This window comes from Kribbella sp. NPDC026611 (genome assembly GCF_040638345.1).
In the GTDB taxonomy this organism is placed as follows: Bacteria; Actinomycetota; Actinomycetes; order Propionibacteriales; family Kribbellaceae; genus Kribbella.
Map to the genome: position 1 here is coordinate 717,957 of NZ_JBEZYC010000002.1, position 25,219 is coordinate 743,175.

The 25,219-nt window shown below is 68.8% G+C and carries 18 protein-coding genes; 6 read left to right on the plus strand and 12 right to left on the minus strand.

Annotation, left to right across the window (positions count from 1 at the left end; all coding sequences use genetic code 11):
- Window positions 1–322: 322 nt before the first annotated feature.
- Window positions 323–1,309, plus strand: a complete 987-nt coding sequence (locus AB0E69_RS09465) for an aminoglycoside phosphotransferase family protein (RefSeq protein WP_360142080.1) — start codon at window positions 323–325, stop codon at window positions 1,307–1,309.
- Between the two features lie 507 nt (window positions 1,310–1,816).
- On the opposite strand, the gene AB0E69_RS09470 is transcribed toward AB0E69_RS09465, so the two are convergent.
- Window positions 1,817–4,780 (minus strand): hypothetical protein, encoded by a 2,964-nt coding sequence (locus AB0E69_RS09470; RefSeq protein WP_360142082.1) that lies wholly within the window; start codon window positions 4,778–4,780, stop codon window positions 1,817–1,819.
- A gap of 69 nt (window positions 4,781–4,849) precedes the next feature.
- Window positions 4,850–5,287, minus strand: coding sequence for a cupin domain-containing protein (locus tag AB0E69_RS09475; protein ID WP_360142084.1), 438 nt, complete (start codon window positions 5,285–5,287; stop codon window positions 4,850–4,852).
- A gap of 64 nt (window positions 5,288–5,351) precedes the next feature.
- On the opposite strand from AB0E69_RS09475, the gene AB0E69_RS09480 reads away from it, so the two are divergent.
- Together AB0E69_RS09480 and AB0E69_RS09485 are read left to right on the plus strand one after the other, a co-directional pair.
- The gene (locus AB0E69_RS09480) at window positions 5,352–6,170 is read left to right on the plus strand and encodes an SGNH/GDSL hydrolase family protein (RefSeq protein ID WP_360142086.1); all 819 of its coding nucleotides are present in this window, start codon (window positions 5,352–5,354) and stop codon (window positions 6,168–6,170) included.
- Window positions 6,157–6,735, plus strand: coding sequence for a GNAT family N-acetyltransferase (locus tag AB0E69_RS09485; RefSeq protein ID WP_360142088.1), 579 nt, complete (start codon window positions 6,157–6,159; stop codon window positions 6,733–6,735). Before AB0E69_RS09480 ends, AB0E69_RS09485 begins: the two co-directional genes overlap by 14 nt.
- Window positions 6,736–6,738: 3 nt before the next feature.
- Here AB0E69_RS09485 and AB0E69_RS09490 read toward each other — a convergent pair whose 3' ends face one another.
- The 3 genes from AB0E69_RS09490 to AB0E69_RS09500 form a co-directional block, all read right to left on the minus strand.
- Window positions 6,739–7,539 carry a GNAT family N-acetyltransferase gene (locus AB0E69_RS09490; protein ID WP_360142090.1) on the minus strand — a complete coding sequence of 267 codons (801 nt, stop codon included), beginning with the start codon at window positions 7,537–7,539 and terminating at the stop codon, window positions 6,739–6,741.
- A 26-nt stretch (window positions 7,540–7,565) separates the two neighbouring features.
- Window positions 7,566–7,772, minus strand: coding sequence for a hypothetical protein (locus tag AB0E69_RS09495; RefSeq protein WP_360142092.1), 207 nt, complete (start codon window positions 7,770–7,772; stop codon window positions 7,566–7,568).
- Window positions 7,773–7,860: 88 nt separating this feature from the next.
- On the minus strand, window positions 7,861–8,355 hold the full coding sequence (locus tag AB0E69_RS09500; RefSeq protein ID WP_360142094.1) for a MarR family transcriptional regulator: 495 nt from the start codon (window positions 8,353–8,355) through the stop codon (window positions 7,861–7,863).
- 67 nt (window positions 8,356–8,422) lie between these two features.
- Here AB0E69_RS09500 and AB0E69_RS09505 point away from each other — a divergent pair, with 67 nt between their 5' ends.
- Both AB0E69_RS09505 and AB0E69_RS09510 read left to right on the plus strand, forming a co-directional pair.
- On the plus strand, window positions 8,423–9,184 hold the full coding sequence (locus AB0E69_RS09505) for a hypothetical protein (RefSeq protein ID WP_360142096.1): 762 nt from the start codon (window positions 8,423–8,425) through the stop codon (window positions 9,182–9,184).
- A gap of 205 nt (window positions 9,185–9,389) precedes the next feature.
- On the plus strand, window positions 9,390–12,881 hold the full coding sequence (locus AB0E69_RS09510) for a hypothetical protein (protein WP_360142098.1): 3,492 nt from the start codon (window positions 9,390–9,392) through the stop codon (window positions 12,879–12,881).
- A gap of 51 nt (window positions 12,882–12,932) precedes the next feature.
- Here the strand turns inward: AB0E69_RS09510 and AB0E69_RS09515 are convergent, their stop codons facing one another.
- Together AB0E69_RS09515 and AB0E69_RS09520 are read right to left on the minus strand one after the other, a co-directional pair.
- Window positions 12,933–13,655 carry a DUF2071 domain-containing protein gene (locus tag AB0E69_RS09515; RefSeq protein ID WP_360142100.1) on the minus strand — a complete coding sequence of 241 codons (723 nt, stop codon included), beginning with the start codon at window positions 13,653–13,655 and terminating at the stop codon, window positions 12,933–12,935.
- A 29-nt stretch (window positions 13,656–13,684) separates the two neighbouring features.
- The gene (locus AB0E69_RS09520; protein WP_360142102.1) at window positions 13,685–14,005 is read right to left on the minus strand and encodes a hypothetical protein; all 321 of its coding nucleotides are present in this window, start codon (window positions 14,003–14,005) and stop codon (window positions 13,685–13,687) included.
- A 59-nt stretch (window positions 14,006–14,064) separates the two neighbouring features.
- Here AB0E69_RS09520 and AB0E69_RS09525 point away from each other — a divergent pair, with 59 nt between their 5' ends.
- Window positions 14,065–15,123 carry an epoxide hydrolase family protein gene (locus AB0E69_RS09525; protein WP_360142104.1) on the plus strand — a complete coding sequence of 353 codons (1,059 nt, stop codon included), beginning with the start codon at window positions 14,065–14,067 and terminating at the stop codon, window positions 15,121–15,123.
- On the opposite strand, the gene AB0E69_RS09530 is transcribed toward AB0E69_RS09525, so the two are convergent.
- The 5 genes from AB0E69_RS09530 to AB0E69_RS09550 all read right to left on the minus strand — a co-directional run bounded on the left by AB0E69_RS09530 (window position 15,120) and on the right by AB0E69_RS09550 (window position 25,212).
- Window positions 15,120–16,121: a sugar phosphate isomerase/epimerase family protein gene (locus AB0E69_RS09530; RefSeq protein WP_360142106.1), complete on the minus strand. Its 1,002-nt coding sequence runs from the start codon at window positions 16,119–16,121 to the stop codon at window positions 15,120–15,122. The two genes, AB0E69_RS09525 and AB0E69_RS09530, sit on opposite strands and share 4 nt — an antisense overlap.
- A 223-nt stretch (window positions 16,122–16,344) precedes the next feature.
- Window positions 16,345–21,714 (minus strand): ThuA domain-containing protein, encoded by a 5,370-nt coding sequence (locus AB0E69_RS09535; RefSeq protein WP_360142108.1) that lies wholly within the window; start codon window positions 21,712–21,714, stop codon window positions 16,345–16,347.
- 100 nt (window positions 21,715–21,814) lie between these two features.
- Window positions 21,815–22,984: a xylose isomerase gene (gene xylA, locus AB0E69_RS09540; protein WP_360142110.1), complete on the minus strand. Its 1,170-nt coding sequence runs from the start codon at window positions 22,982–22,984 to the stop codon at window positions 21,815–21,817.
- Window positions 22,981–24,144, minus strand: a complete 1,164-nt coding sequence (locus AB0E69_RS09545) for a Gfo/Idh/MocA family oxidoreductase (protein WP_360142112.1) — start codon at window positions 24,142–24,144, stop codon at window positions 22,981–22,983. The genes xylA and AB0E69_RS09545 overlap by 4 nt, the downstream gene beginning before the upstream one ends.
- A gap of 27 nt (window positions 24,145–24,171) precedes the next feature.
- Window positions 24,172–25,212, minus strand: coding sequence for a substrate-binding domain-containing protein (locus tag AB0E69_RS09550; protein WP_360142114.1), 1,041 nt, complete (start codon window positions 25,210–25,212; stop codon window positions 24,172–24,174).
- Between the last annotated feature and the right edge of the window lie 7 nt (window positions 25,213–25,219).

The following is a 25,219-nucleotide window of genomic DNA, read 5'->3' on the forward strand; positions in this document are numbered from 1 at the left end:
TCACCTCCGATTCCGTTGCGCGGACGGGCTGATCACCGACCGAGAGGTGTCACGGACTATAAGTAGGCCTGACAACGTTGGCAAGGGTTCGTTCCCACGTTGAAAAGATCAAGCTATATCCGCAGATCAGTCGATATACCAAGCCATGACAACGTTGGCTCGCTCTCCGTGACCCCCGCAGGCGGAAACGCTTCCATTTCCGGTCACACGCCGTACCGATCGGCCCTTCTCAGCCCTCGCTCGGCCCCTGGCCGACTCTGGACAGCCGGGCGGTGTGCAAATGGTGTGGAGCGAGACTTGGGAGGTGTGCGACGGTCGGTACGTGTCCGACCCATCGACCCCGTTCGTCGGCGAGCCGGCGTTGCTGAGGACTCTGGCCGCCGCTGGCCTGCCGGCCACCGGGCGCTTCCTTCCGAAGGGCGGCTGGGTCAGCCGCGTGTGGGTCGGCGACGAGTACGTCGTACGGCTGAGCAACGGACAGTTCCGCGACTCGTTCCGGCACGAGGCCACCGTCGCCGACCTGCTCGCCGGCAGCGAGGTCCCACACGCCCGGCACCTCGCCCACGGCGACGGCCCGGACGGGCCCTGGTCTGTCACCGAACGCGTGCCCGGCCGAACCCTGTACGAGGCCTGGCCGGAGGCGGACTCGCACACGCGCCAGACAATGATCGAAAGCCTTGGCTCTGCGTTGCGCGCACTTCACCGCGTTCCGGTCACCGCCGACCTGCTGCCGCCCTGGCTGGCCGACGCACTCGCCGGCAAGCCGTGGCCTGCGTTCCACCCACCCGTCGTGAATGCGACGCTCCAGGAGGTCGAGGCTGCCCGGCGACTGCCCGGCCGTGACTCGCGCCTGCTAACGGACGTCGCCGACTGGATCCAGGAGCGGCTGCCGCTGTTCGCGACCGACGTACCCGTCCTCGTCCATGGTGACCTACATGGATCCAACGTGATGGTCGACCAAGGACGCGTCACCAGCCTCATCGACTTCGCGGAGGCAGTGACTCAGCCGGCGGACGTCGAACTCGACACCATCCTGCGCTGGTGCGCGAAGGCGCGAGAGTACCCACCCACACCCTCCGATCAAGGACTCGACGAGACCACCCTCACAGAGGTCCCCCGATGGCTACATGGCGCGTACCCGGAGCTGTTTGAGCGTGAGCACCTGCGCGACCGGTTGCTCTTCTACGACATGTACGTGGAGCTCGCGCTCTATGCCCACCACCCCCAGCCCGACGTACGCCAGGTGTCGCAGAACCGCATCACTCGCCTACTTGCCGGCCACAACCATCTAGACGCACTCGCCTGGTAGATCGTCGCCGGGGCCGCACTCCTGTTCGCGCTTCGAGCCGGCAGCTCAGTCCGACCGGTCGTGACCGCGACGCCCGCACAGGACAATCGGCGCCAGGCGCTATCCGTTTCGCGCGAGCCCGGAACCCTCAGCGCAACCCCTCCCGCGCAACCACGACCCACACCAGGAGCCGCCTGCGCGAATCGCCTTCCTTCCCACACGTCCTTGACCGCCCGGGTCACCACGCCCGCCCCGCAACCACCGTCCGCACCCGCCGAAGGCGGCCAACAGACAGCCAGCGCGAAGCGCTGTCCATTCCACGTATCCACCTGACTGCCCGGGTCACCGCACCCGCCCCGCAACCACCGTCCGCACCCGCCGGAGGCGGCCAACAGACAGCCAGCGCGAAGCGCTGACCTTTGCGCGTATCCACCTGACTGCCCGGGTCACCACGCCCCGCCCGGCAAGCACCTTCCGCGCCCGCCGGAGGCGGCAACAGACAGCCGGCGCGGAGCGCTGTCCTTTGGGTTAGGTGTCGTAGGTGGCGTCGGTTTGGAGTTCTGTGGTTCGGGTGGGTTCGTTGAGGATGGCTCGGATCAGGTGGCGTTGGTGCCAGTGGGTGCTGGACCAGGCGAGGGCTTTCGCGAGGCCGTCGAAGGTGGCGGCGTGGGGAGCGCCGTCGGGGTCTACCCACCAGGAGACTTCCACGCCGTCGACGGTGAGTTCCTCGTGTTCCCACCACTCCGGTGGTACCTCGGGGACCAACTCCCGGACGATCGGCGGGACCTCGGCCACCTGACCCTCGCCGTCTATCTTGCCTTCAGCAACTTCTTGAGCGAGAGGTACGTCGAAGAGATCGCTCAGCCCGTCCGCGGCCGCGCCGGACGCGATGATGAAACCGCCCAGGTCCTCGCGCTGCAACCACATCGGCGCGTCGATCACGACCGCGGCGTCGGCGTCGACGACCCGCGTTTCCCCGTCGAGCCCGAGCACCCGAACCTGTTCCGGCGCGTCTCCGGGAAACAGCGACAGCGTTCCCAGCCGGCTCCAAAGGCGCAGGATCGCGGTCTCGTCCACCTCCCGCGCCGGATCAGCCAGCCGCTCCAGCACAAGGCCGATGCCGTCGGCATCGAGATCGCCGACGTCCCGCACCAGTCCGACCGCGGTCCGCACCTCCGGATCGAGCGCCGCGGTCCACTCCGGCGCCGGGTCCAGAAACGTTGCCAGCACCGGCTCGGCGTCGGGGTCGGCGCGGCCGGACAAAGGTTCGCCGTCGTCCAGGACCACGTGTTCGCGGATCCACCAGGCGGAGTACGACGGTACGCCGAGCGGCCGGTCGTCCGGCCCGACCACACGGACCTGCGTGACGAGGGCGCGCCGCAGTTCGGGCGAGGCGCCGAGAAGGTCGAGAACCCGCGGCCACGCGTTGTCGGTGATCCAGTCGAGGTCGCGGATCGCGGCCAGTTCGCCGACCGTCGCGCCGTACCGCGAGCCGTCCGGGGCGACGTCGTACGCCCAGTCCTCGATGCCGTCGAGATCCTGCAGAGCTTCCGGCAGCTGGTCGAGCGTCACATCGGACGCGGTCACAACTCCGAGCGTCGCAAGTACGCCGACGGCCTCCACCGCCGCGAGCCCGTAACGTTCGAGAACCTCGGTAGCGAGCGGGGCGACCTCGTCGGCGTCGAGGATGGCTTCGGCGTCGGAACCCGTGACCACCAAGGCGTTTGCGGGCACGAGCTCGCCGTCGGCGTCGCGCAGTACCAGGTCCGACAGCCACCACAAACCCTCCGCCTGCGACGGGTCCGCGGCGACGAGGCTCAGGACCGCATGGGCGATCGCGTCCGGATCGTCGGCGTCGGCGGAGTGCTCGACGGCAGTCCGTACGGCGCTGTCCTCGAGCAACGACCGCGGCGTCGCCGGGATCGCCCCGAGCCGCTCGAGCGCCGGATCCACTGCGTCCGGATGCACGACGCGTACGCCGTACTGGCCGAACGCAGCCAGGATGTCGACCGGGATCTCGGGCCCGGGCAGGAGCAGCCCACGAGCGCCACGGACCAACCGGCCATCGGCAAGCGGTACCGGCAAGGTGCCCAGCGATTCCCGGATCAGCGGGTCCGTGACCATCGAGCCGAGCGACGCGTAGAGCGCTCTCCACCACGCCGGCGACTCCTCCCCGCCGAGCTGATCCACGACCTCGGCCAGCTCGAGGCGCCTTGTTTTCAAGGCATCCAGCGCCAACCGATCCTGCCGACCGCCGCGAATCAGTCCGGGGAGAATCGGCGCCAGCACACGATTGAAGTCGTCATCCGCGCCTTCAACCACGACCGCGTCCTGGGGCCGAAGCAGCTCCCCGCCGTCGACCGGCCGAACTATCGGAGTCCCAGGCAAGACGCGCAGGATCTGCTCGCGCAAAGCCCCGTCCAGCACACCCGCGGCGAGCCCCGTCGGGACGAGCCGCAGGACGTCGTCACCGTCCTCCGCACGCTCCCGCAGCAGCTCACCGAAACCGGCCGCCGCTTCCCGCACCAGCCGGTTCGTCAACGCCCCCTTCGCCACGTGCCGCCGGGTCGAGTCCAGCGGGAAGGTTGCCAACAGCAACGCACCGAGGGACAGTGCTTCGTCGGTGGGCGTCGGTGCGTGCACGACCTCCGGCACCGCGGTGATGGGGTTCCGTGGGAGCGCCCAAACGACCGACCACGAAGGCCGAGCGCGTTCCTCGGTCGGCCGATCGGCGAACAGCTCGTCGCGTTCCTCCGGCGTGAAGACGCCGGCCGTGCGGTGCACCCACCAGCGCGATGCCGCGTCAGCGAGCGTTCGCTGGCCGTCCTCGGTCTCGATCTCAATCCGCTCCAACCCCGGCAGGGCGAGCAGCAACGCGTCATTGGTCTCGTCCAGCAACCGCCGTACCAGAGCCACCGCGGCCTCGTCCCGCAACGGCAAGAGGATCGCAGTGTCGTACCCCGCCGGCGGCTCTCCCTCAGCCTCGAACGGCAACCGCAGCACGGGTACGTGTCCGTCCCGGCGGCGTACCTCGGTGTCGAGCTTGCCCGACCCAACCGCAGCAATCGCCGCCGCCGTGTCCGCCTTCGAGAACCGCACCCCACCCGACCGCGACAACACGACCGGTTCGTCGCTCACTGCCAGCACAGCAGAGAACCCGACCCCGAACCGGCCTACAGCTGGTTCTTCGAGCTTCGCGGAGGCGCGGAGCGTTGCCAGCGACTGCACACCTTCCACAGTCAATGGAGCGCCGGTGTTTGCCACGACCAGGGTGTTGTTGCGCAGCTCGTACAGGACTCGGCCAGGGACGCCGGCGCGAGCGGCGGCGTCGGCTGCGTTCTGGGCCAACTCGATGACCAGGCGGTCGACATACCCACCGAGGGCCAGTTCTTCCTCGGCGTTGGCGTCTTCGCGGAAGCGGATCGGGGCAGCCGACCACCCGGCCAGGACCCGGTCGCGGATGCCCGTCGTACCGAACACGTCGTCGCTCACGCGGTGCAGTATGCCGCACCCCCGGAAGACTGCCTGCCGGGGCAGCAGTCTCTGCCCCGGCAGTCGGGACTACTGGAACGGGCAGCCCGGGTTCGGTGCGTCCTCGGACAGCGGCTTGCCGTGCGGGAGGACGTACAGGACCTCGAGCACGATCGGCTTGGAGCCGAGGTTACGGCCGAGGTGCACGTGGTTCGCGCCACTCGGCTCCGTGAACGCCGCCCCGGCCCGGTACACGCCATCGGTGGTGCAGTCATGGTCGGAGTGAGTCAGCGTTCCCGCCTTCACGAACGCGTACAGCGTGCCGTCGTGGAAGTGCCATCCGGTCGTACCACCCGGCTGGATGGTGATCTCGCGCAGTACGTAGTCGGTGCCGCCCACCGTTTCCTGCATCAGGATCGTGCCGGTGACGCCGGACCCAGGCGTCGCACTCGCCGTCGCCGGCATCAGGCCGGCCGCGAGTACGCCGGTGGCGAGAACGGCGAGCGCTCCCCGAGAGGCTCCGCGCATGAGTAGTTCCTTTCGTCGCAAGGGTTGTCGGCTCATGGTGACACCTCGACGTAGAGTGGGCGGAATGGTGCCCTCCGGAAGCAGGTACGTCGCCCTCGGCAGTTCGTTCGCGGCCGGTCCGGGGATCGGCCCGATCGTGCACGCGCCGGCCGGCCGATCGGGTAACAACTACGCGCACCTCGTCGCCGCCGAGCTCGGTCTGGACCTGGTCGACGTCACGTACTCCGGTGCGACCACGGCCCAGCTCCTGGACACGCCGCAGGACGAGGCACCGCCGCAGCTCGAGGCGCTTACCCCGGACACCGCGCTCGTCACGATCACTGCCGGTGGCAACGATCTCGAGTACGTCGGAACGTTTCTGCGCGGCAGCTTCCTGAACACGATCGCGAAGCCGGCGACGATCCTCGGCCGCCGGGTCGCGAACCGGATCCGGGCGCGGGTCAGCTATCTCAAGGACGAGGCGTCGTACCAAGCGGTCGCCGACTCGTTGACCCGCGTGGTCGAGAGCGCGAGAGAGCGCTCCCCGGCGGCGCGGATCGTGCTCGTCGACTACCTGAGCCTGGTCGGCCCCGGGACCAAGCCGCGGAAGGACGTACCGCTGAACGAGGAGCAGCTGCCGAGCGTCGCGATGATGGCCGACGGTCTCGCGGCCGCGTTCGCGAAGGCGGCCGCGGCGACGGGTGCCGACCTGGTCGCCGCGTCGGCGGCGAGTCGCGAGCATGCCATCGGGTCGGCCGAGCCGTGGACGACCGGGTTCACGATGCTGCCGCCGATGCTCGGCGGTTTCGTGCCGTACCATCCGAACGCGGCCGGCATGCGGGCCGTCGCCGACCTGATCGTCGAGGTACTGCGCTCCGAAGGAGAACCTCGTGCTGGTGCGTGAGGCAACCACTGCGGACGTCGACGCCGCGGCGATCACGTTGTCGCGCGCGTTGGAGGACTACCCCATGACACGCGCCTGCATCGATCCGGTGAACTACTTCGAGCGGCTCGTCCAGTACCACCAGCTCTTCATCGGGGCCGTCGCGCTGCCGCACGGCCGGGTCTGGGTCACGGACGACGTCACCGCGGTCGCCGTCTGGACCACGCCGGCAACCTCGTCCGACGCGTTCGCGCCGTACCGGGACAGGTTCCAGGAGATCTCCGGTTCCCGGGCCGCGATCGCCGCCGAGTACGGCCAGGCCACCGCGATCTTCCACCCGAAGGAACCCGTCTGGTTCCTGGGTCTCGCCGGCGTCGACCCCGACCATCAGCGCCAGGGCCTGGGCCGCGCCGTGATCACCCCCGGCCTGGCCGAGGCGGACGCCGCCCACTCCCCCGCCTTCCTGGAGACCCAGGACCCGGCCAACGTCGCCTTCTACGAGTCCCTCGGCTTCACCGTCACCGCCGAACTGGAACTCCCCCACCGCGGCCCGATCCACTACTCCATGTACCGAGCCCCCCGCTGACGCTCAAGCCGGCGTGTGGACGTACGGCGTGGTGGTGGTGATTGCGAGGAAGCCGAGGCGCTGCAGGATCGGGCTGCTGTTGTCGGAGGCGTCGACGTGGAGGTATTTGTAGCCTCGGGCAACTGCTTGGGTGGCCCGGGTGGCTACCAGGGCTTTGTAGATGCCTCGGCCTCGGAAGGGTTCGAGGGTTGAGCCACCCCACAGGCCGGTGAACTCGGTGTTCTGTTTGTAGACGGCCCAGGCGGCGGAGACGACGGTGCCGCCCGACTCCGCGATGTAGACGTCCGTGTGGCCGGTGGCGTGGCGGCGGACCAGGTCGTCCGGGAGCCAGGACCAGTCGTCGTTCCAGACGGCGGACTCCATCGCCGCGATGCGCTCGAAGTCGGCACGGTCGGACACCTGGCGGATCGTGATCCCGTCGACCGACTCACGGCCGCGGAGGCGCTCGACGATGTCGGCGCTCTCGGCGACGAGCACAGTCTCCTGGTCCTCAGGCACGAACCCCGCCGCCCGCAGGCGCTCCGGCAGATCCGCAGGCTGGTCGTGCCCGCGCAGCTTCCACTCGACCGACTGGCCCTTGGCCGCGAAATAGTCGCGCTGGCGGGCGATCAGCGCATCGACCTCAGCGCCGTCGAGGCCCTCGAGAGCGCGGTAGCTCACGAACCCCCGGTTCGGGTACTCGACCCGGATCACCGGCCCGTCGAGGCTCGTCGGTACGTCGGCGCTCTCGCTCGTCCCGCGCAGCTGGTCGTCGTACGCCGCCAGCAGTTGCCGGCCCTGGTCATTCGTCGAAGCATCAGTCACGAGCGGACTCTGCCATGGCTGTTGGGTCAGCGGGCCGAGACCGCGGTGCCGCGGCGGGTGAGTTGGCGGGCGAAGGTGATGAAGGTGGTGCGGCGGCGCGGCTGGGGGTCCGTGGGGCAGGTGGTCGGGTTGGTGCGGCGGGAGCGGCCGGCGGGGGTGCTCAAGCCGCGCTTGTTCGCCCGGTTCTCGCCGGCGAAGTGGCTCAGCGACACCATCAGGTTCAGCGGTTCCATGGCAGTGGTCCTCGGTCTCTGGGGCACCCTCTGGTGGGCGCCTTCACTGAGTACGTCGGAGCCACTCCCCCGTTCTTGACACCACGGGCTAGGAACTTTCCTCGGCGGCCAGGACGAGGTGCCGGAGCAGGTTGTCGAGACGCAGGCGGTCGGTCCTGGGCAACCGGTGGACCAGGTCGCGCTCGACCTGGATGATGTCGCCGATCGCCTGCTCCCAGACCTGGTCGCCCGCGGCCGTGAGCGTCGCGTAGACCTTGCGGCGGTCATCGCGGTCGTGCGTGCGGTCGACGTACCCGCGCCGCTCCAGCGCGTCGATCCGGTTGGTGAGAGCGGCGGCGGACATGCTCAGCTGCTTGGCGAGCTCGCCCGGCGTCGCGCGGTACGGCGGTCCGCCGCGGCGGAGCATGTGGAGCGTCTTGAACTCCCAGTGCTGCAGGCCGTACTCCGCGAGGACCGCTTCGCGGCGGCGCTCGAGGCACCGCGTCAGGACCTGCATGCGGACGGTGATTCCCTCGACCACCCGGTCGAGGTCGGGCAGTTGGCCGGCCCAGAGGTCGACGTGGGCGTCGATGAAGTCCTTCACCCGACTGATCTTTCAGCCACTGAAGGTTAGTTGTCAAATATTTCGACGTCGAAATACTGTGATCGACATGACTGAACTCGCAGCTGTAGACGTTGTCGCCGCCGCCACTCAACTGATGCGCGCGGCTCAGTGGGACGCCGCGACCAGCCTGCTGGCCGGGACCCGGACCGACGATCCTGGTGAGCGGCTCGCACTGGCGGTGGCTCGGGCGGTGGTGGCGATCGACCAGGACTTCTGGCAGCGGACCGACCACGGACAGGCTGCGCTGACCGCGGCCAAGCAGCTCCTCGACGGTAGCCCGGAGCCTGCCTGGGACCTCGAGTTCGCCGCATTCCGGAGGGACTACTCGGCGGTCGCCTTCACCAGCGCCAAGGAGCCGGGAGATCTCAGGGCGCGCTCGTTGCGACTCATCGAGAGTGCTCCCGACGAGGCGCGGCAAGCGGCGATCTCGTTCTGGGCCGGCGTGCTGGCCGACAACGTGCTCGACGAGCCCGAGGCGGCGTACGGCTACTACACCAGCGCGCTACAGCTCGGGGAGAAGAGCGGGGACGAGCTGACGATGTCGTACGCGCTCCGGCACCTCGGGGATCACGCACACACGGCTGGCGACCTCGAGCTGGCGAGAGCGCACTGGGAGCGTTCCACCGAGCTACGGCAGAAGGCCGGCCACGTGCCGGGAGCGCTCGCGCAGCAGACGCTGCTCGCCCTGCTCCTACGTGACGAGGACGACGCGGAGGGTTCCCGGGCGGTGGCGACCGAGGTGAACCGGTGGGCTCGTCAGCTCGACCTCCAGTTCATCGCCGCTGAGACCGCGGGCCTGTCGACCTGACCGACCGGCGAGCCACTCCGCGCACTCCGGCCCAGACCAGATCGTTGCTCAGGGCGCTGATCTGCCTGAAAGGGCATTGGCAGCCACCGAGTGGTTGACAGGTCTGCCGGGTGCGCGGACCGTCGGCTCTAGGTTGTCTCGGCAGGGGGCCGGGGGCCGGGGCCTGGGCTGGCACGGACAGCCCACGAATCAAGGGGGGAATTCGATGAGGCACGTCAGTCATGCCCGGAAACGCCGAGTGGTGTGTGCGGCCGGGGTGTTCGCTTTCACGGTGCTCGGAGCGGGGGTGGCACAGGCACAGCCCGCAAGCACGACCACGGCCGGAACCAGTACCGGCCTGACGAGCGCGGCCGCGCCGCGGAGCGCCGCGTCGAAGGTGCCGACGCTGGTCGCCCAACGGATCGCCAAGGTCGGAAAGGCCGCGGGCAACGGGCACAGCCTGGACGCCAAGCAGCGCAAGGCTCTCAGTGACGACCTGCTGTCGGTGGACACCGCGGCGAACCTCGACCTGGAGATCCACGCGCTCGGCCGGGTCGGCGGCAAGGAGCGGGCCGAGCTCTCCCGGCTCGGCGTGAACATCCTGAACGGTTCCGACCAGTGGGTGAAGCCGCAGCGGGTGAAGGCGCTCCCGGACGCCGGGATCTTCCACGCACTGGTCCCCTACGACCGGGTCACCCAGGTCGCGGCCCTGGACTGGGTCGCCGCGATCCGGCCGACGGAGTCGTCGCCACCGGACGCGGGCAGCTTCCTCAGCGAGGGCGTCGCGCTGCACCGCGCGGACGCCGCGCAGGCGGCCGGGTACGACGGTACCGGCGTCTCGGTCGGTGTCATCTCCGACGGCGTCTCGAACCTCAGCGCCGCGCAGGCGCTCGGCGACCTCCCGGCCGGAGTCACCAACCAGGCGACCGGTTCCGGCGACGAAGGTACGTCGATGCTCGAGATCGTGCACGACATGGCTCCGGGTGCGGATCTGTTCTTCCACGCCACCGGCAGCGGCGTCAGCGACCACGTCGCGGCGCAGAACGCCCTCGCCGCCGCGGGAATCGACATCCTCACCGAGGACATCCCGTTCGACTCCGAGCCCGCGTTCCAGAAGGGGCTCGCCGCGGTCAACGGCGAGATCCTGGCCGCTTCCGGCATCTGGGTGAGCTCGTCGGCCGGCAACCTCAACTCCTCGCACGCACCGCGCGTCGCGGCGACCGGAACCGGCTCCGGGCCGGACGGCGCGTCGCCGGCCGGCTGCGGCGTGGCACCGGCCAACACGGTCGCCTTCAACGGCGCCGACACCACGTTCGACGTCTCGGTCGCTCCGGGCGCGAGCATCGGTGCGACGCTGCAGTGGAGCGAGCCGCGGGCGATCTTCCCGACCGCCGGCGCCGGCGGTTTCACCAACCTCGATCTCTACATCCTGGACGCCACCGCCGCGAACTGCCTCGCGACGAGTACGGCCACCCAGGGCGGCGGCTCCGGCGACACGCTCGAGCAAGCTTCCTGGACCAACGGCGGTACCGCCGCCGTCACCGTCAAGCTGGCCGTCAACGTCACCGGGTCGACCGGCGCCAAGGCCACGCCCACGATCGACCTACGCTGGCGCGGCAACACGAGCGCAATCGACGCGACCGGCAACGCGGGCTCGATGAACCCGGACAGCAACTACACCGACCTCGCGACCTCCGCGGCCGCCGTCAACGCCGGCGCCGACCAGAACCCGGCGACCGTCGGCCTGGAGGGCTTCAGCGGCCAGGGCCCGGTCCGGTTGGTCAGTTCGACCGTCTGCACCACGTCGTACCCGTGTCCCGCCTCCGCGCCTGCCGGCAGCAACCAGAGCGTGGCAGGTGGAGCGGGCCGGACCGTGACGGCACCGACGTACTCGGCCGCGGACGGCGTGTCCGTGAGCGGGGTCGGCAACTTCGGTAGTGGCAACTGTCCCGCAACCGTCCAGGGTGAGTGCCGGTTCTTCGGTACCTCGGCCGCGACGCCGAGCTCGGCCGGTGTCGCCGCGCTGGTTCTCGACGCGGCGGGTGGTCCCGGGTCGCTCACGCCTTCCGCGCTGACCGCGGTACTCGCGGCCACCGCAACGGACCGCGGTCCGGCCGGACCCGACAACGCGTTCGGTGCCGGTGTCCTGGACGCGTACTCGGCCGCCGCCGGACGAGCGGATGTGGCGGTCGCCAAGAACTGCCTGCCCGACGGACCGGCTGCCGCGGGTACGGCGTACCCATGCACGATCACCGTGACGAACAACGGCCCGGCGATCGCTCGTGCGGTCACGGTGACCGACACGGTGAGCTCGAGCGGCACGTTCCAGTTGTCCACCACCTCGAGCGGTTGCACGGCACCGGCCGGCGACCAGTCCGGCAGCGCGTCGGCCACCTGCACCCTGAGCGATCTCGCGTCCGGACAGCAGGTGAGTGTGGTGATCAACGAGCGGGCGAACGAGGCACAGGACATCGCCGACACGGCGAAGGCCGGCGCCGGGACGGTGGACCCGAACCTCGGCAACAACTCCGCTTCCGACACCCTGCACGTCGTCGGCTCGGCGGACGTGAGCATCGACAAGACCGCTCCGGCGAACGCGACAGCGGGCGGCCAGATCACCTGGACCACCACGGTCTCGAACAACGGTCCGTCCACCGCGACGGCCGTGACCGTCCACGACGTCCTGCCCGCGCAGGTCACCGTGAACTCGGTCAGCGGGACCGGCGCGACCTGTACGGCGGGCGTACCTGGTAACGCGGCGCAGCCCACCACGTGTTCGTTCGGCAACCTGGCGACGGGCACGAGCCGGACGATGACGGTCGTGGCCACGATCAACCCGTCGTTCACCGGTGCCATGCACAACGACGCCAGTGTCTCGTCGACGACCGCTGATCCGGACCTGTCGAACAACACCGACACCGTCACCACGCAGGTCGGCGCGCAGGCGGACCTGTCGGTCACCTCGACCGACAGCCCGGATCCGGTGCTCGCGGGCCGCCCGCTGACCTACACGGTCCGGGTCACGAACGCGGGTCCGTCGACCGCGACCGGCGTCAAGCTCGTCGACGTCCTGCCGGGCGCGGTGGACTTCACCTCGGCGACCATCACGACCGGATCCGGTAGTTGCGTGCTGGTCACGATCCCGGTCGACCCGCCGTCGAAGCAGGTGGAGTGCGAACTCGGCACGATGGCGCCGGGCAGCGGCCCGACCACCGTCGTGATCGCGACCAAGGTCCAGTCCGGTACGCCGGCCGGCGCGATCGCCGACCAGGCCACGGTGACGTCCTCGACCGGTGACCCGGTGGCCGCGAACAACACGGCGTCGGCGTCGACCACCGTCGGGACTGCTGCCGACCTTGCGATGAAGCTGGTCGCCGACAAGGACGTCTACAAGCCGTCGTCGACGATCATCTACACGGCGACGGTCACCGACGCCGGCCCGTCCGACGCGCAGTCGCCGAAGGTGACGGTCGCGCTGCCGGACATCAAGCAGGCCGTGTACGTCTTCGACACCGCCAACTGCACCAAGTCGGGCCAGACGCTCACCTGCCTCCGTCCGACATCGCTCGCGGCCGGTGCGTCCTGGTCCTTCAACGTCCATCTGCTGGTGAAGGGCAGCAAGGGGGTCGTCACCACGTCGGCCGCCGTCACGTCGCCCACCACCGACCCGGCCACCGGGAACAACAGCCTCGCGCTGTCGGTGAAGATCGGGAAGTAGTCCGCAACGCGCCTGTGCGCCGCACCCTGCTGGGTGCGGCGCACAGGCGCGTCAGTGCCGCAGCGGGAGGCCGAATTCGGCTGGGACGCCAGGGCTGAACGCCAGGTGGTCGGGTGGGCGGCCGGGTGGGGTCAGGCCGACCGAGGACAACAGGGCGCCGGCGTCCAGGGTGGTGAGGGTGGCGGTGTGGAGGGTCCAGGCCGGGTGGTGGTTCGGGAGGTACCAGGTGCGGCCGAAGCGTTCGATGTGGAGGCCCCAGCGAGCGGTGAGGAAGTCTTCCAGCGGGCCGATGCTCAGTCGCGGGCCCATCTCGATGCCGATGGCGGTGTCGACCTGAGGTCCGCGGCGGCGGAGGGTCGAGGTGTAGGTGTGGTGGGCGCCGTCGCGGTGGTGGTGCATGCGGGCCCAGCGGTACGGCAGGCCGAACACGGTTCGGGCGGTGCTGACCACGGCCAGGCGGTTGGCGTCGAGGCTGCGGAAGACGACGCCGCGGCGGCCCGTTTCGTCGACGGAGTACAGGCGGATGTTCGTTTCCAGGAACGAGCCGAAGTACGGTACGCCAGGCCCGTGCGGGAGCCCGGTACCGACCATCCGGAACGGGACGAGACCGACGTACGTACGCCCTTCGAACGTGTCCGGTCGTGTGCCGGGCGGGAAGAACCGCGCGACCTCATCCGGTTCCACGGCCCAGTGCAGGAAGGTCAGATCCAGCCACCGCTGCCGCAGAATCCGCGGCCGCCGCAGTCCCGGCGCCGCCGGCCAGCTCGCCTCCATCAGTCCACCCACCTCGCGGTCCGGGCGGGTCAGCCCGCGGTTGGGTCGACCCGGCAGGTGGGGTGGCCGTTCGAGAGCGTGCAGGTGATGGTGGCCGCAGCACCGGATGTCGCCGCGCGCCAAGGCATCACCGCATCGCCGGACAGGAGTGCGTCCAGGGTCTGGAGCTCGGTGTCGCGCGGCTCGGCGTGGTGCTGGTAGCCGGCGGCGCCGAGCGCGAGGGCGATCGCCATACCGAGCAGGTTCACCTCGGTGGGCTGGTCCGGGATGGTGGTGCCCTCCTCCGGCTCGAGCTTGATGCCGCGGTCCGGGACCTCGACGATGCGCGCGACGTACTCTCCAGCGGTCATGGCCTGAGCGTATCCGTAGAGGTCAGCCACTGTCCGCTACCTCCCCTAGCGTGGGTCGCATGGAGTTTCGCGCTGAAGTCCCGCAAGCACACCTCGACGACCTGCAGCACCGGTTGGACGCTGTCCGATGGCCGGATCAGCTACCTGACGCCGGGTGGTCGTACGGCGTCGAACTCGGACGACTGCAGCAAGTCGTGAACTACTGGCGCACGTCCTACGAATGGCGAAGCCTCGAAGAGCGACTCAATGCGCACACCCAGAACCGGGTGGAAATAGACGGGCAGCCTGTGCATGTAATTCGGGCGGGCTCGTCGGGGGTGCCGCTGTTGCTGCTGCATGGCTGGCCTGGGGCGGGGGCTGACTACCTGGACGTGATCGACGCGCTGGCCCAGGACTTTCAGTTGGTGGTGCCAACGATGCCCGGGTTCGGGTTCAGTGGGCCGACGACGGCGACCGGGTGGGGTGTCGAGCGGATCGCGAAGGCTTGGATCGCGTTGATGGAACAGCTCGGGTTCGAGCGGTACGGCGTCCACGGGTTCGACTGGGGTGCGCGGATCGGACCGGTGATCGCGCGGATGGCGCCGGAGCGCGTGATCGGGCTGCACCTGGACGGATATCTCGCGTTCCCGCGGGGCGAGGAGCTGACCGAGGACGAGAAGCGGCGGCTCGGCGGGCTGGAACGTTGGCAATCCGAGCGTTCGGGGTACGCCTCGATCCAGAGCACGCGACCGCAGACGCTGTCCTATGCACTGAACGACTCGCCCGTCGGCCAGTTGGCCTGGAACCTGGAGTGGTTCGACGACTACGGGCATCGGGTGGGTGCTATCAGCAACGATCGGATCCTCGACTCGGTGACGTTGACGTGGTTGACGGGGACGGGCGGATCGTCAGGGAGAATCTACCGAGAAGCCCTGGACTCCTGGAATGCAAGCGCCGAGTATTGCCCGGTGCCGACGGGGTTGGCGGTGTTTCCGGGAGACAGTACGGTTCGGCGGCTCGTCGAGCGGGAGTTCGACGTCGTGCATTACACCGAGTTCGAGCGCGGTGGCCACTTTGCCGCCCTGGAGGTCCCCGAGCTCGTGGTCGAGGACCTCCAGGCGTTCTTCGGCAAGCTCTAGGACGAGAACGCCGCGTCGAAGGAGGCGGTCGGCGGGTCGAAGGCGAGCCGACGGACGAACTCGACGGCTTCGGCCGCGCCGACCAGGCGGTCCATGCCGGCGTCCTCCCACTCGACCGAGATCGGGCCGGTGTAGCCGATCGTGTTCAGCATCCGGAAGCAGGCCTCCCAGGGGACGTCACCGTGACCGGTCGAGACGAAGTCCCAGCCGCGCCGCGGGTCGCCCCACGCCAGGTGCGAACCCATCCGGCCGTTGCGGCCGTTGCCGACCTGGCGCTTCGCGTCCTTGCAGTCGACGTGGTAGATCCGGTCCTTGAAGTCCCACAGGAACCCGACCGGGTCGAGGTCCTGCCAGACGAAATGCGACGGATCCCAGTTCAGGCCGAACGCCTCGCGGTGCCCGATCGCCTCCAGCGTCGCCGTGGTCGACCAGTAGTCGTACGCGATCTCCGACGGGTGCACCTCATGGGCGAACCGGACCCCGACCTCGTCGAACACGTCGAGGATCGGGTTCCACCGGTCGGCGAAGTCCTGGTACCCGGCCTCGAGCATCGCCGGCGGGACCGGCGGGAACATCGCGACCGTCTTCCAGATCGAGGAGCCGGTGAACCCGACCACCACGTCCACCCCGAGCGCACGGGCGGCCCGGGCCGTCGTCTTCATCTCCTCGGCCGCCCGCTGCCGGACGCCCTCGGGATCGCCGTCGCCCCAGATGTGCCCCGGCAGGATCGCCTGGTGGCGCTGGTCGATCGGATCGTCGCAGACCGCCTGCCCGAGCAGGTGGTTCGAGATCGTCCACACCTTCAGGTGGTTCTTCTCCAGAATGTCCAGCCGGTCCTGGACGTACGCCGGGTCCTCGGCGGCCCGCCGTACGTCGAGGTGGTCGCCCCAGCAAGCGATCTCGAGCCCCTCGTAGCCCCACGAGGACGCCAGCCTGGCCACCTCCTCGAACGGCAGGTCGGCCCACTGGCCGGTGAACAGTGTGATCGGTCGAGCCATGGTCTTCTCCTCGTTCTGTGACTCGTCTTGTCGTACCTGTCTGGTCAGCTGGGGCGAGCTGAGGATCTGGGGGGAGGTGTCCCCGGCGGCGGTCCGGAGCGCGAGGTCGCCGCCGGGGACGGGTCGCCGCCGGAGAGAGCGCTCCCTGGTGACGCTCCGCATGGGGCCGAACCAGCGGAGACGCCGACCGAGGTACCGAACGCGCTCTCCCGCGGCGACGTCATCAGCCCAACCGCCCTCTCAGGTCCTGCCCGACGGCGGTCAGCAACATGCGCGTGGGCACGTCGCGAACCGTCCGGGCCTGGGTGAGATACAGGTTGAGCGCGATCCCGGCGACGAGCGGCTGCTTCCGCTCAACGGCCTTCTGCGCGATGCCCAGCTGGGCCTTCAGCACGGTGGCGGTTGCCAACGGCACCTTCCCGGCCAGCCGGAACCGGTCGACCAGCTTGATCGCCTCCGGGTACGACGCGAACACGGTGAACTGCACCGTGGTCGTGGAGCTGTTGCCGGCCAGGTCGAATGCCTGCGCGGTGAGAGAGTGCACTCCGAGTCCCAGGACTGCCCCGTCAAGCGCACCCGCACTGGGCTCGCCGTCGACCGTCAGCACGACCTTGTCGGGACCTGACTGGGCATCTCGGGAGGTTGCCTTCACTTGAGCAGTCGAAGCCACACCCAGGGCGGTGGGTAGTCCGGTCATGTCGGCGGTCGGTGGTGTCTGGTCGAGCTTCACCGTGACGGACGAAGGCTCCGAGACATTGCCGGCGGTGTCACTTCCCCGGACTGTGATGGTGTGGGTTCCGTCGGCGGTCAGCTGCACGGGGGTTGTGTACTCCGACCAGGTGCCGTCGGCGGCCTTCTGCTCCAGGTAGACCTGACCGCCTTGGTCGTCCGTGCCCAGCGCGGTGACCGTCACCGGTCCCGTCCACCATCCGGCTTGTCCGGACGGGGTCGACGGGTTGAGTCCCAGGCTGACGGTGGGAGCCGTGGTGTCGGTGATTCGTTTGAAGTAGTCGAACTTCGCGGTCTTCGAGGCGGTCTGGTCTACCCCGAAGGCGTAGATGCCGAACTTCGCGTTGCCGAGCGCGGTGTTGGTCACCGGCGGCAGAGCGGTCCAGGACAAGCCGTCAGCACTGTACGAACCTGTGAAGGTCGAACCTGATTTCGCCAGGCGGAGGTACCAAACACCCTGGACTGGAGAAGGAGCGTTGGGCTGCGGTGACTGGACGGCATCGGCGATCTCAGACCTGAGTTCGATGCCTCGGGCAACCGGTGTGCCGGGTGCGTTGGTGGTGAGGTAGTCGAGTTTGACGTAGTTCGCGTCGTCGGCGTACACCATCAGGCCGGCCTGCTGGAACGCCTCGTTGAAGGTCGAGGCGTCGACCTTCGTCTCGATCGTCCAGTCGCCGTCCGGTGCCGGCTGGAGCATCAGGTTGCGCGGATTCGTTGCCGTGCCGCCGTAGATGTCGCCCTTGCTGGTGTCGATCTCCAGCCCGCCGTCGGTCACCCGGTAGGCGGCCGCGTCGGGCCGTACGACGGAGGACCAGCGGCACGCGTCGAGCGTCGTACCGGCGAAGTCGTCGTCCGGTGCCGGCTGCTCGGCCTTGTCGTCCGGCGTGATCGTGAAGTAATCAAACGACGCCGTGATCGGCAGCGCCTCGGTCCGGTTCGCCAGGCCGAAGAGGCCGATCCGCGGGTTGGTGATGCCGGCCAGCTGCTTCGTCTCCGGCATCTCCGTGAACGTCGCACCGTCCGCGCTGTACGCCGCCTTCAGGTTCGCGCCGTCCGAGGTGAACCGGATCCACACGGTGTCCGGGTAGTCCGCCCCGAGGTTGGCCGTGTTCGACGCCGCGACCTCGTTCGGTACGCCGTTCTCCTCGCGGATGAACTGGAAGATCCGGTCGGCCGCGGACGCCGCGCCGGTGGAACGACCCTGGATCACCATCTTGGCGTAGTTGTCGTCGTCGCCGTAGATCAGCAGACCGGCCTGCTGGTAGGCAAGCCGCGCCGGAAGCGTCAGCTTCGTGGTCGCCGACCAGGCGCCGGCCGGGAGCGGCTGGAGGACGAGGTTCGGCGTGTTGGTATTGCCGGTGCCGTAGATGTCCGTTGCTGTCAGCGGTAGGTTGAGGTTGCCGTTGGCTACCGACAGCTCCTGGTTGCCTCGGACAACTGATGACCATCTGGTCGTGTCCAGGGACGTGCCTTCGAAGCCGTCGGAGCGGCCGGTGAGGCAGGTCGGCGCCGTCGGTGTATCGACCGTGATGTCTACCTTGGCCGTCCCGGTGGCGCCGCGCGAATCAACCACGGTCGCGGTCACGGTGTGCTTACCCGGGACTGTGAAGGTGTGGGTGGCGACGGGGCCGGTGGCGGTGGAGCCGTCGCCGAACGTCCAGGCATACGTGAGTGGCAGGTCGCCTTCGGGGTCGGTTGCGGCGGCGGTGAAGTCGACCTTCAGCGGCGCCTCGCCCTGGGTGGCCGACGCCGTGACGGTCACCGCGGGGCGTTCGTTCTCCGTGACGCCCTTGCCGATGAACTTGACCCAGTTCACGTTCAGCTGCCCGGTCGTCTTCACGAAGTACAGCGGTCCGCTCTCCAACGACGCACCGCTCACCGCGCCGGTGAAGTCGCCGTACGTCTGCCATGCCCCGGTCGGCGCGACCTGGATCGTGGCCACGACCGGACCGTCGGTCGGCGATCCCTGCCGCACCTGCACGGTCGCGCCGAGCTCCGGTGACGCCGCGCGGAGCTGCAGCTGGTTGATGTTGGTCAGGTTCGTCGGCTTCCACGCCCACCAGTCGCCGTCCTCGATGAACCCGATGTTCTTCCCGCCGCCGGCGGTGTCCCCGGTGTCCTCGACCTGCACGCCGCCCGTGGAGCCAGGTCCACCTGTCTCGGTGAAGAACTCGGCCTCGCGTGTCTTCGGCTGCAGCTGGATCACCTTCTGCGTGGTGATCCTGCCGGTTCCGGGCGCGCCCTTGTCCGTGTACGTCACGGTCACGATGCCGAAGATGTTCGCCCCGACGTGGCCCTGGTCACCCGGCAACGGGAAGTCGCCCTCACACCCGTGGTACTGCTCGTAGGGATGCGCGTGCTCGTCGTGCCCGAGCGCAGGCTGTGTGATCACGTCGTTGCAGTCGACCACCCCGTCCTCGGGATCGGTGACCGTCACCTTGTAGTGGATCGTGTCGCCGAAGTCGAAGAATCCGCCGTCGACCGGTGCCTGGACGGTGATCGTCGGCGCGGTGTTGCCGGCCGTGATCGTCCGGTTCGACACCGCCGTACGCCCGTCGGGATCGGTCACCGTCAACCGGGCCGTGAAGACGCCGGCCGTCGAGTAGGTGTACGCCGGCTTCGCCTCGGTACTGTCCGTCGTACCGTTCCCGTCGAAGTCCCACGCCACCGTCACCGGCTGCCCGTCCGGGTCGCGCGACCCCGTCGAGTCGAAGGCGACCGTCAGCGGCACCGGACCGGACGTCCTGTCGGTCGTGAACTGCGCGATCGGTGCCCGGTTCCCTTGCACGTAGTCGATCCGGTAGAGCCCGGAGTCGGCGTTGTTCCCGCCGAACCCGCTCCCCCACTCGATCACGTACAACGCACCGTCCGGACCGAACTGCAGCGCGTGCGGCCGGATGAAGTTCATCCCCTGCAGCATCCGCGACACGTCCGCGACACCCGAACGGTCGTCGTTCAGCTGCAGCGAGAACAGCCGGCTGTCGTTCCAGTCCGCGAACACCGCCTTGCCGTCGAAGTACGCCGGCCACTTCCGGTCCGACGGGTTGGCCGCGTCGAACTTGTAGGCGCCCGACGTCATCGGTGCCCCGCTGCCACCGATCTCCGGTACGCCGGATGTCGACTTGCCCATCCACAGCGTCGCCGGGATCGCGGCCGGCAGCTGCGTGATCCCGGTGTTGTTCGGCGAGTCGTTCACCGGCGCACCGCAGTTGAACGTCGGTCCCGACGTACCGGTCGCGAAGTCGTAGTCGTTGTACGGCGTGTTCGCGCCGACGCAGTACGGCCAGCCGTAGAACCCGGGCTTGTCGATGATGTTCCACTCGACCCGGCCGTCCGGGCCACGCGTCGGCGAGGCCGCACCGGCGTCCGGCCCGTAGTCCGCGACGAACAAGTGGTTCGTGGTCGGGTCGATCCCGATCCGGAACGGGTTCCGGAATCCCATCGCGTAGATCTCCGGCCGCGTCTTCGCGGTCCCGGGCGGGAACAGGTTGCCGTCCGGGATCGTGTACGAACCGTCGGCGGTCGGGTGGATCCGGAGGATCTTGCCGTTCAGCACGTTGCTGTTCGCCGCGGTCCGCTGCGAGTCCCACGCCGCCCGGCCGGGCCGCTCGTCGAGCGGCGCGTAGCCGTCGGAGTCGAACGGGTTGCTGTTGTCGCCGATGGCAACGAACAAGTTGCCGTTGCCATCGAATTCCAGCGCACCACCCGCGTGGCAGCACTGGTCTCGCTGGGTGTCGATCCGGAGCACCTGCTTCTCACTCGCGAGATCCAGCGTGTCCCCGGTCACCGTGAACCGGGACACCCGGTCGAACGGTTCCGACGACACCGGCGAGTAGTAGAGGTACAGGAAGCCGTTCGACGCGAACCCGGGATCGAGCGCGATACCGAGCAGACCGAACTCCTGGCCGGTGTACACGTTCAGCGTCCCGGCGGTCACCACGGATCCGTCGGGCTTGACGATCTTCACCGCGCCGTTGCGGTCGATGTAGAACACCCGCCCGTCGTCGGCGATCGAGAGCTCCATCGGGTTCGAGGTGTCGTCGTCGAGCGTCACCTTCTGGTAGCTGTCGCTCAGCGACGCGCCGCAGTCCGCCGGCTCGACGCCGGCGGCGGTCTTGATACCACCGAGGAGCAGCTTGCGGAACGTGGGATCGGCGTACGACTCGATCGTGTGGCCCATGCCCGTGTACCAGGCGCGGCCGCCGTCGTAGTCCTGGCACCAGGTGATCGGGTGTTCGACACCCATGTTCCCACCGCTGTACGTCGACTCGTCCAGCGACTCGAGCACGTGCACGGTCCCGCGCGGATTGGTGCGGTAGTTGTACCACTCGTCCGTGCGCTGCCAGGTGGTCGGCGCTTCGGCGGTCGAGGGGTGCGCGTGGTCCTCGGTCTTCACGGTCGCGGTCGGCGTACCGGCCGGGTGGCTGTCGAAGTAGCTGCCGACGAGCTTGCCGTACCAGGGCCAGTCGTACTCCGTGTCCGAGGCCGCATGGATCCCGGCGTACCCACCGCCGCCGCGGATGTACCGCTCGAAGGCGGCCTGCTGGTCCGCGTTCAGCACGTCACCGGTCGTGGACAGCCAGATCACCACCTCGTACTTCGCGAGCTCGGTGTCGGTGAACACGGACGCGTCCTCGGTCGCGGTAACGGTGAACCCGTCCTGGGTCGCGAGGTCCTTGATCGCCTGGATCCCGGCCGGGATCGAATCGTGCCGGAAGGCGGCGGTCTTGCTGAAGATCAGTGCGTTGAAGGTTTCGTCACCGTGGCCCGGATGAGCCTTGGCCGGTAACGGGGTCAGTAAAGCCGCGAACAGGGCGAGCACGAGAGCGCACACCAAAGTGCCGTGCCTGCGTAGCTGGATCATGCGGAGCTCCTCCTGGGGACGGACAAGGGGTGGCGCGCTCCATCACTACGGATCCCGTGCTCTGCCCTGCGCGGGATGTAACTACCTCACTACGTCTGGATCAGCGAACGCCGAGCAGGTGCTCCATCGCCAGCTGGTCCAGCCGCTCGAACCCGAGACCGCGCTCGGCCAGCGCCTCCCGGTCGTACGTCGCGTTGCGGAGGTCCGCCAGCGATTCACCCTCGGCCAAGGTGGGTTCTGACAGCTCCGCGACCCGCGCGGCGGCCAGTGCCTCGGCCACCTCCGGGTCGGCGCGGAACGCCTGCACCTTGTCGCGCAGGATCAGGTAGTTCCGCATGCAGCCCCGGGCCGTCTCCCAGACGCCTTCCTCGTCCTCGGTCCGCGGCGGCTTGTAGTCGAAGTGGATGTGGCCCTCGTACGCCGGGTAGCTGCCGGACCCCTGCAGTACGTCGACGGTCCAGAACGCCTCGCGCAGGTTGCCGGCCCCGAACCGCAGGTCCTGGTCGAACCGCGGACCGTGCTGTCCGTTGAGGTCGATGTGGTAAAGCTTCCCGTGCCACAGCGCCTGCGCGATCCCGTGGGCGTAGTTCAGCGACGCCATCTGCTCGTGCCCGACCTCGGGGTTGATCCCGACCAGCTCCGGATCGGCGAGATCGTTGATGAACGCGATCGCGTGCCCGATCGACGGCAACAGGATGTCGCCGCGCGGCTCGTTCGGCTTCGGCTCGATCGCGAACCGGATGTCGTACCCCTGCTCACGCACGTAGGCGCAGAGCAGGTCCATCGACTCCTTGTACCGGTCGAGCGCCGCGCGGACATCCTTCGAGCCGCCGGACTCGGCGCCCTCACGACCGCCCCAGAGCACGTACGTCGTCGCGCCCAGCTCGGCGGCGAGGTCGACGTTCCGGAGCACCTTCGCGAGGGCGTACCGCCGTACCTGACGGTCGTTGGCGGTCAGGCCGCCGTCCTTGAAGACCGGGTGCGCGAACAGGTTCGTGGTCATCATCTCGACGGCCATACCGGTGTCGGCGAGCGCCTTCTGGAACCGGTCCAGGGTCTGCTTGCGGGTCGCGTCGTCGGGTACGACGTCGTCGTCGTGGAACGTGACGGCGGCGGCGCCGAGCTCGGCCAGCTTCTCGACCGCGTACACCGGGTCCATCGCCGGGCGGACCGCGGTACCGAAGACGTCGACGCCCTGCCAGCCGACGGTCCAGAGTCCGAACGAGAACTTGTCGTCCTTCGTCGGGGTGTAGTCAGTACTGCTGCTCATTCAGGAATCTCCTGCCATTGTTTGGAGGTCGAGCTGGCCTCGACCGCGGCCAGCACCCGCTGGACGCGCAGCCCGTCGGCGAACGACGGCGCCGGATCGGCTTCTTCGGCGATCGCGGTGACCAGGTCGACGACCTGATGGGTGAACCCGTGCTCGTAGCCGAGCAGGTGGCCGGGCGGCCACCACGCGGCGACGTACGGGTGCACTGGCTCGGTCGCGAGGATTCTGCGGAAACCCGCGGTCCTCGAGTCTTCGGTGGCGTCGTAGAAGTGCAGGAGGTTCAGGTCCTCGAAGTCGAACGCCAGACTGCCGAGGCTGCCGTTGATCTCGATCCGGATCGCGTTCTTCCGGCCGGTCGCGAACCGGGTCGCCTCGAACACGCCGAGCGCCCCGGAACGGAAGGTGGCCAGGAACACGGCCGCATCGTCGACCGTGACCGGTCCGCGTTCGGTGCCCGCCGTACCGGCCAGGCCGGAGTGCTCGGCGGCCACCGGGCGCTCCTTGACGAACGTCTCGAGCCGGGCGCTGACCTCGCCGATGGTGTCACCGGTGATGTACTGCGTCAGGTCGATGATGTGCGCGCCGATGTCGCCGAGCGCACCCGAACCCGCCTTGGTCTTGTCCAGCCGCCAGGACAGCGGCGCCTCCGGATCGGCGATCCAGTCCTGGAGGTACTGCGCCCGGACGTGCCGGATGGTACCGAGCTTGCCTTCGGCAACGAGCTGGCGGGCCAGCCCGATCGCCGGCACCCGGCGGTAGGTGAACCCGACCATCGACCTGATCCCCTTGGCCCGGGCCGTTTCGGCGGCCGCGGTCATCGCCTCGGCCTCCTCGACGGTGTTGGCCAGCGGCTTCTCGCACAGCACGTGCTTGCCGGCCTCCAGGGCTGCGATCGCGATCTCGGCGTGGCTGTCCCCCGGCGTACACACGTCGACCAGCTGGACGTCGTCCCGGCCGAGCAGCTTACGCCAGTCGGTCTCGGTCTCCTTCCAGCCCAGTTTCGTCGCGGCGGCTTGGACAGCCTCGGCGTTACGACCGCACAGCACGTTCATCTGCGGGTCCAAAGGCAGGTCGAAGAAGCGCGGTGCGCTCCGCCAGGCCTGCGAGTGGGCCGCGCCCATGAACGCGTAGCCGATCAGGCCGATGCCCAGGTTGGTCATGACTCTCCTTCTGGCTCTCGAATGCCTCTAGCTCTCGAACGCGGTGGGCAGGTACTGGTCCACGTTGTCCTTCGTGACGACCGGCGCGTACAGCTGGACCGTGCGCGGGACCTCGACCTCCACCAGGTCGCCGAGGTTCTTCTTCTGCACCAGCAGGCGGGCCAGCCGGATGCCGTCGGCACCCTGCGTGGACGGGTAGATGACGGTGGCCTTGAGCAACGAGCTGCCGGACTTGATGTCCCGCATCACGTTCGCCGAACCGGCGCCGCCGACGACGAAGAACTCCTTGCGGCCCGAGTTCTTGATCGCGGCCATCACGCCGACGCCCTGGTCGTCGTCGTGGTTCCAGATCGCGTCGATCTTCGGCGCGGCCTGGAGCAGGTTCGCGGCGGCCTTCTCGCCGGACTCGACGGTGAACTCGGCCGCGACCCGGTTGCTCACCTTGAGACCACAGTCGGCCAGTGCTTCCTTGAAGCCGCGGCTGCGGTCCTGAGTCAACGGCAGCGAGTCGATCCCGGCGATCTCCGCGACCACCGCGTCCTTCTTGCCCTTCAGCTGCTGGCAGATGTACGTGCCGGCCGACACTCCCATCCCGTGGTTGTCACCGAGCACCGTCGTCCGGGCCGCGAACGGGCTGTCGAACTCGCGGTCGACGTTCACCACCGTGATCCCCGCCTGCATGGCCTTCGTCGCGACCGGGGTGAGCGCGGCCCCGTCGAACGGAAGGAGCACGATCGCGTCCATCTTCTGGTTGATGAAGGTCTCGATCTGGGAGATCTGCAGGTTGACGTCGTTGGTGCCCTCGGCCACGTGCAGCTCGACGTCGGAGTACTTCTTGGCCTCCTCCTGGGTCCGCTTGGTGATCGCACCCATCCAGCCGTGGTCGGCGGCCGGCGCCGAGAAGCCGATCTTGACCTTCTTGCCGGGTTCGTCGTTCTTCACCGCGGCCTGGTTGGCGGCGGCCTTGTCGGTGCTGTCGTCGGCCTTCGGGGAGTTGCTGGTACAGGCGGCGAGCGCAAGCACCCCGAGGCCTGCGATCACCACTGTGCGGGCGGAACGTCTGGACATCCTTGTC

Excerpts from the sequence above, each read along its gene's own strand:
- AB0E69_RS09520 (WP_360142102.1), bottom strand. The coding sequence starts at position 14,005 with ATGACCGCTGGAGAGTACGTCGCGCGCATCGTCGAGGTCCCGGACCGC.
- AB0E69_RS09545 (WP_360142112.1), bottom strand. The coding sequence starts at position 24,144 with ATGACCAACCTGGGCATCGGCCTGATCGGCTACGCGTTCATGGGCGCG.
- AB0E69_RS09525 (WP_360142104.1), top strand. The coding sequence starts at position 14,065 with ATGGAGTTTCGCGCTGAAGTCCCGCAAGCACACCTCGACGACCTGCAG.
- AB0E69_RS09510 (WP_360142098.1), top strand. The coding sequence starts at position 9,390 with ATGAGGCACGTCAGTCATGCCCGGAAACGCCGAGTGGTGTGTGCGGCC.
- xylA (WP_360142110.1), bottom strand. The coding sequence starts at position 22,984 with ATGAGCAGCAGTACTGACTACACCCCGACGAAGGACGACAAGTTCTCG.
- AB0E69_RS09530 (WP_360142106.1), bottom strand. The coding sequence starts at position 16,121 with ATGGCTCGACCGATCACACTGTTCACCGGCCAGTGGGCCGACCTGCCG.
- AB0E69_RS09505 (WP_360142096.1), top strand. The coding sequence starts at position 8,423 with ATGACTGAACTCGCAGCTGTAGACGTTGTCGCCGCCGCCACTCAACTG.
- AB0E69_RS09480 (WP_360142086.1), top strand. The coding sequence starts at position 5,352 with ATGGTGCCCTCCGGAAGCAGGTACGTCGCCCTCGGCAGTTCGTTCGCG.
- AB0E69_RS09475 (WP_360142084.1), bottom strand. The coding sequence starts at position 5,287 with ATGCGCGGAGCCTCTCGGGGAGCGCTCGCCGTTCTCGCCACCGGCGTA.
- AB0E69_RS09495 (WP_360142092.1), bottom strand. The coding sequence starts at position 7,772 with ATGGAACCGCTGAACCTGATGGTGTCGCTGAGCCACTTCGCCGGCGAG.
- AB0E69_RS09515 (WP_360142100.1), bottom strand. The coding sequence starts at position 13,655 with ATGGAGGCGAGCTGGCCGGCGGCGCCGGGACTGCGGCGGCCGCGGATT.
- AB0E69_RS09535 (WP_360142108.1), bottom strand. The coding sequence starts at position 21,714 with ATGATCCAGCTACGCAGGCACGGCACTTTGGTGTGCGCTCTCGTGCTC.
- AB0E69_RS09550 (WP_360142114.1), bottom strand. The coding sequence starts at position 25,212 with ATGTCCAGACGTTCCGCCCGCACAGTGGTGATCGCAGGCCTCGGGGTG.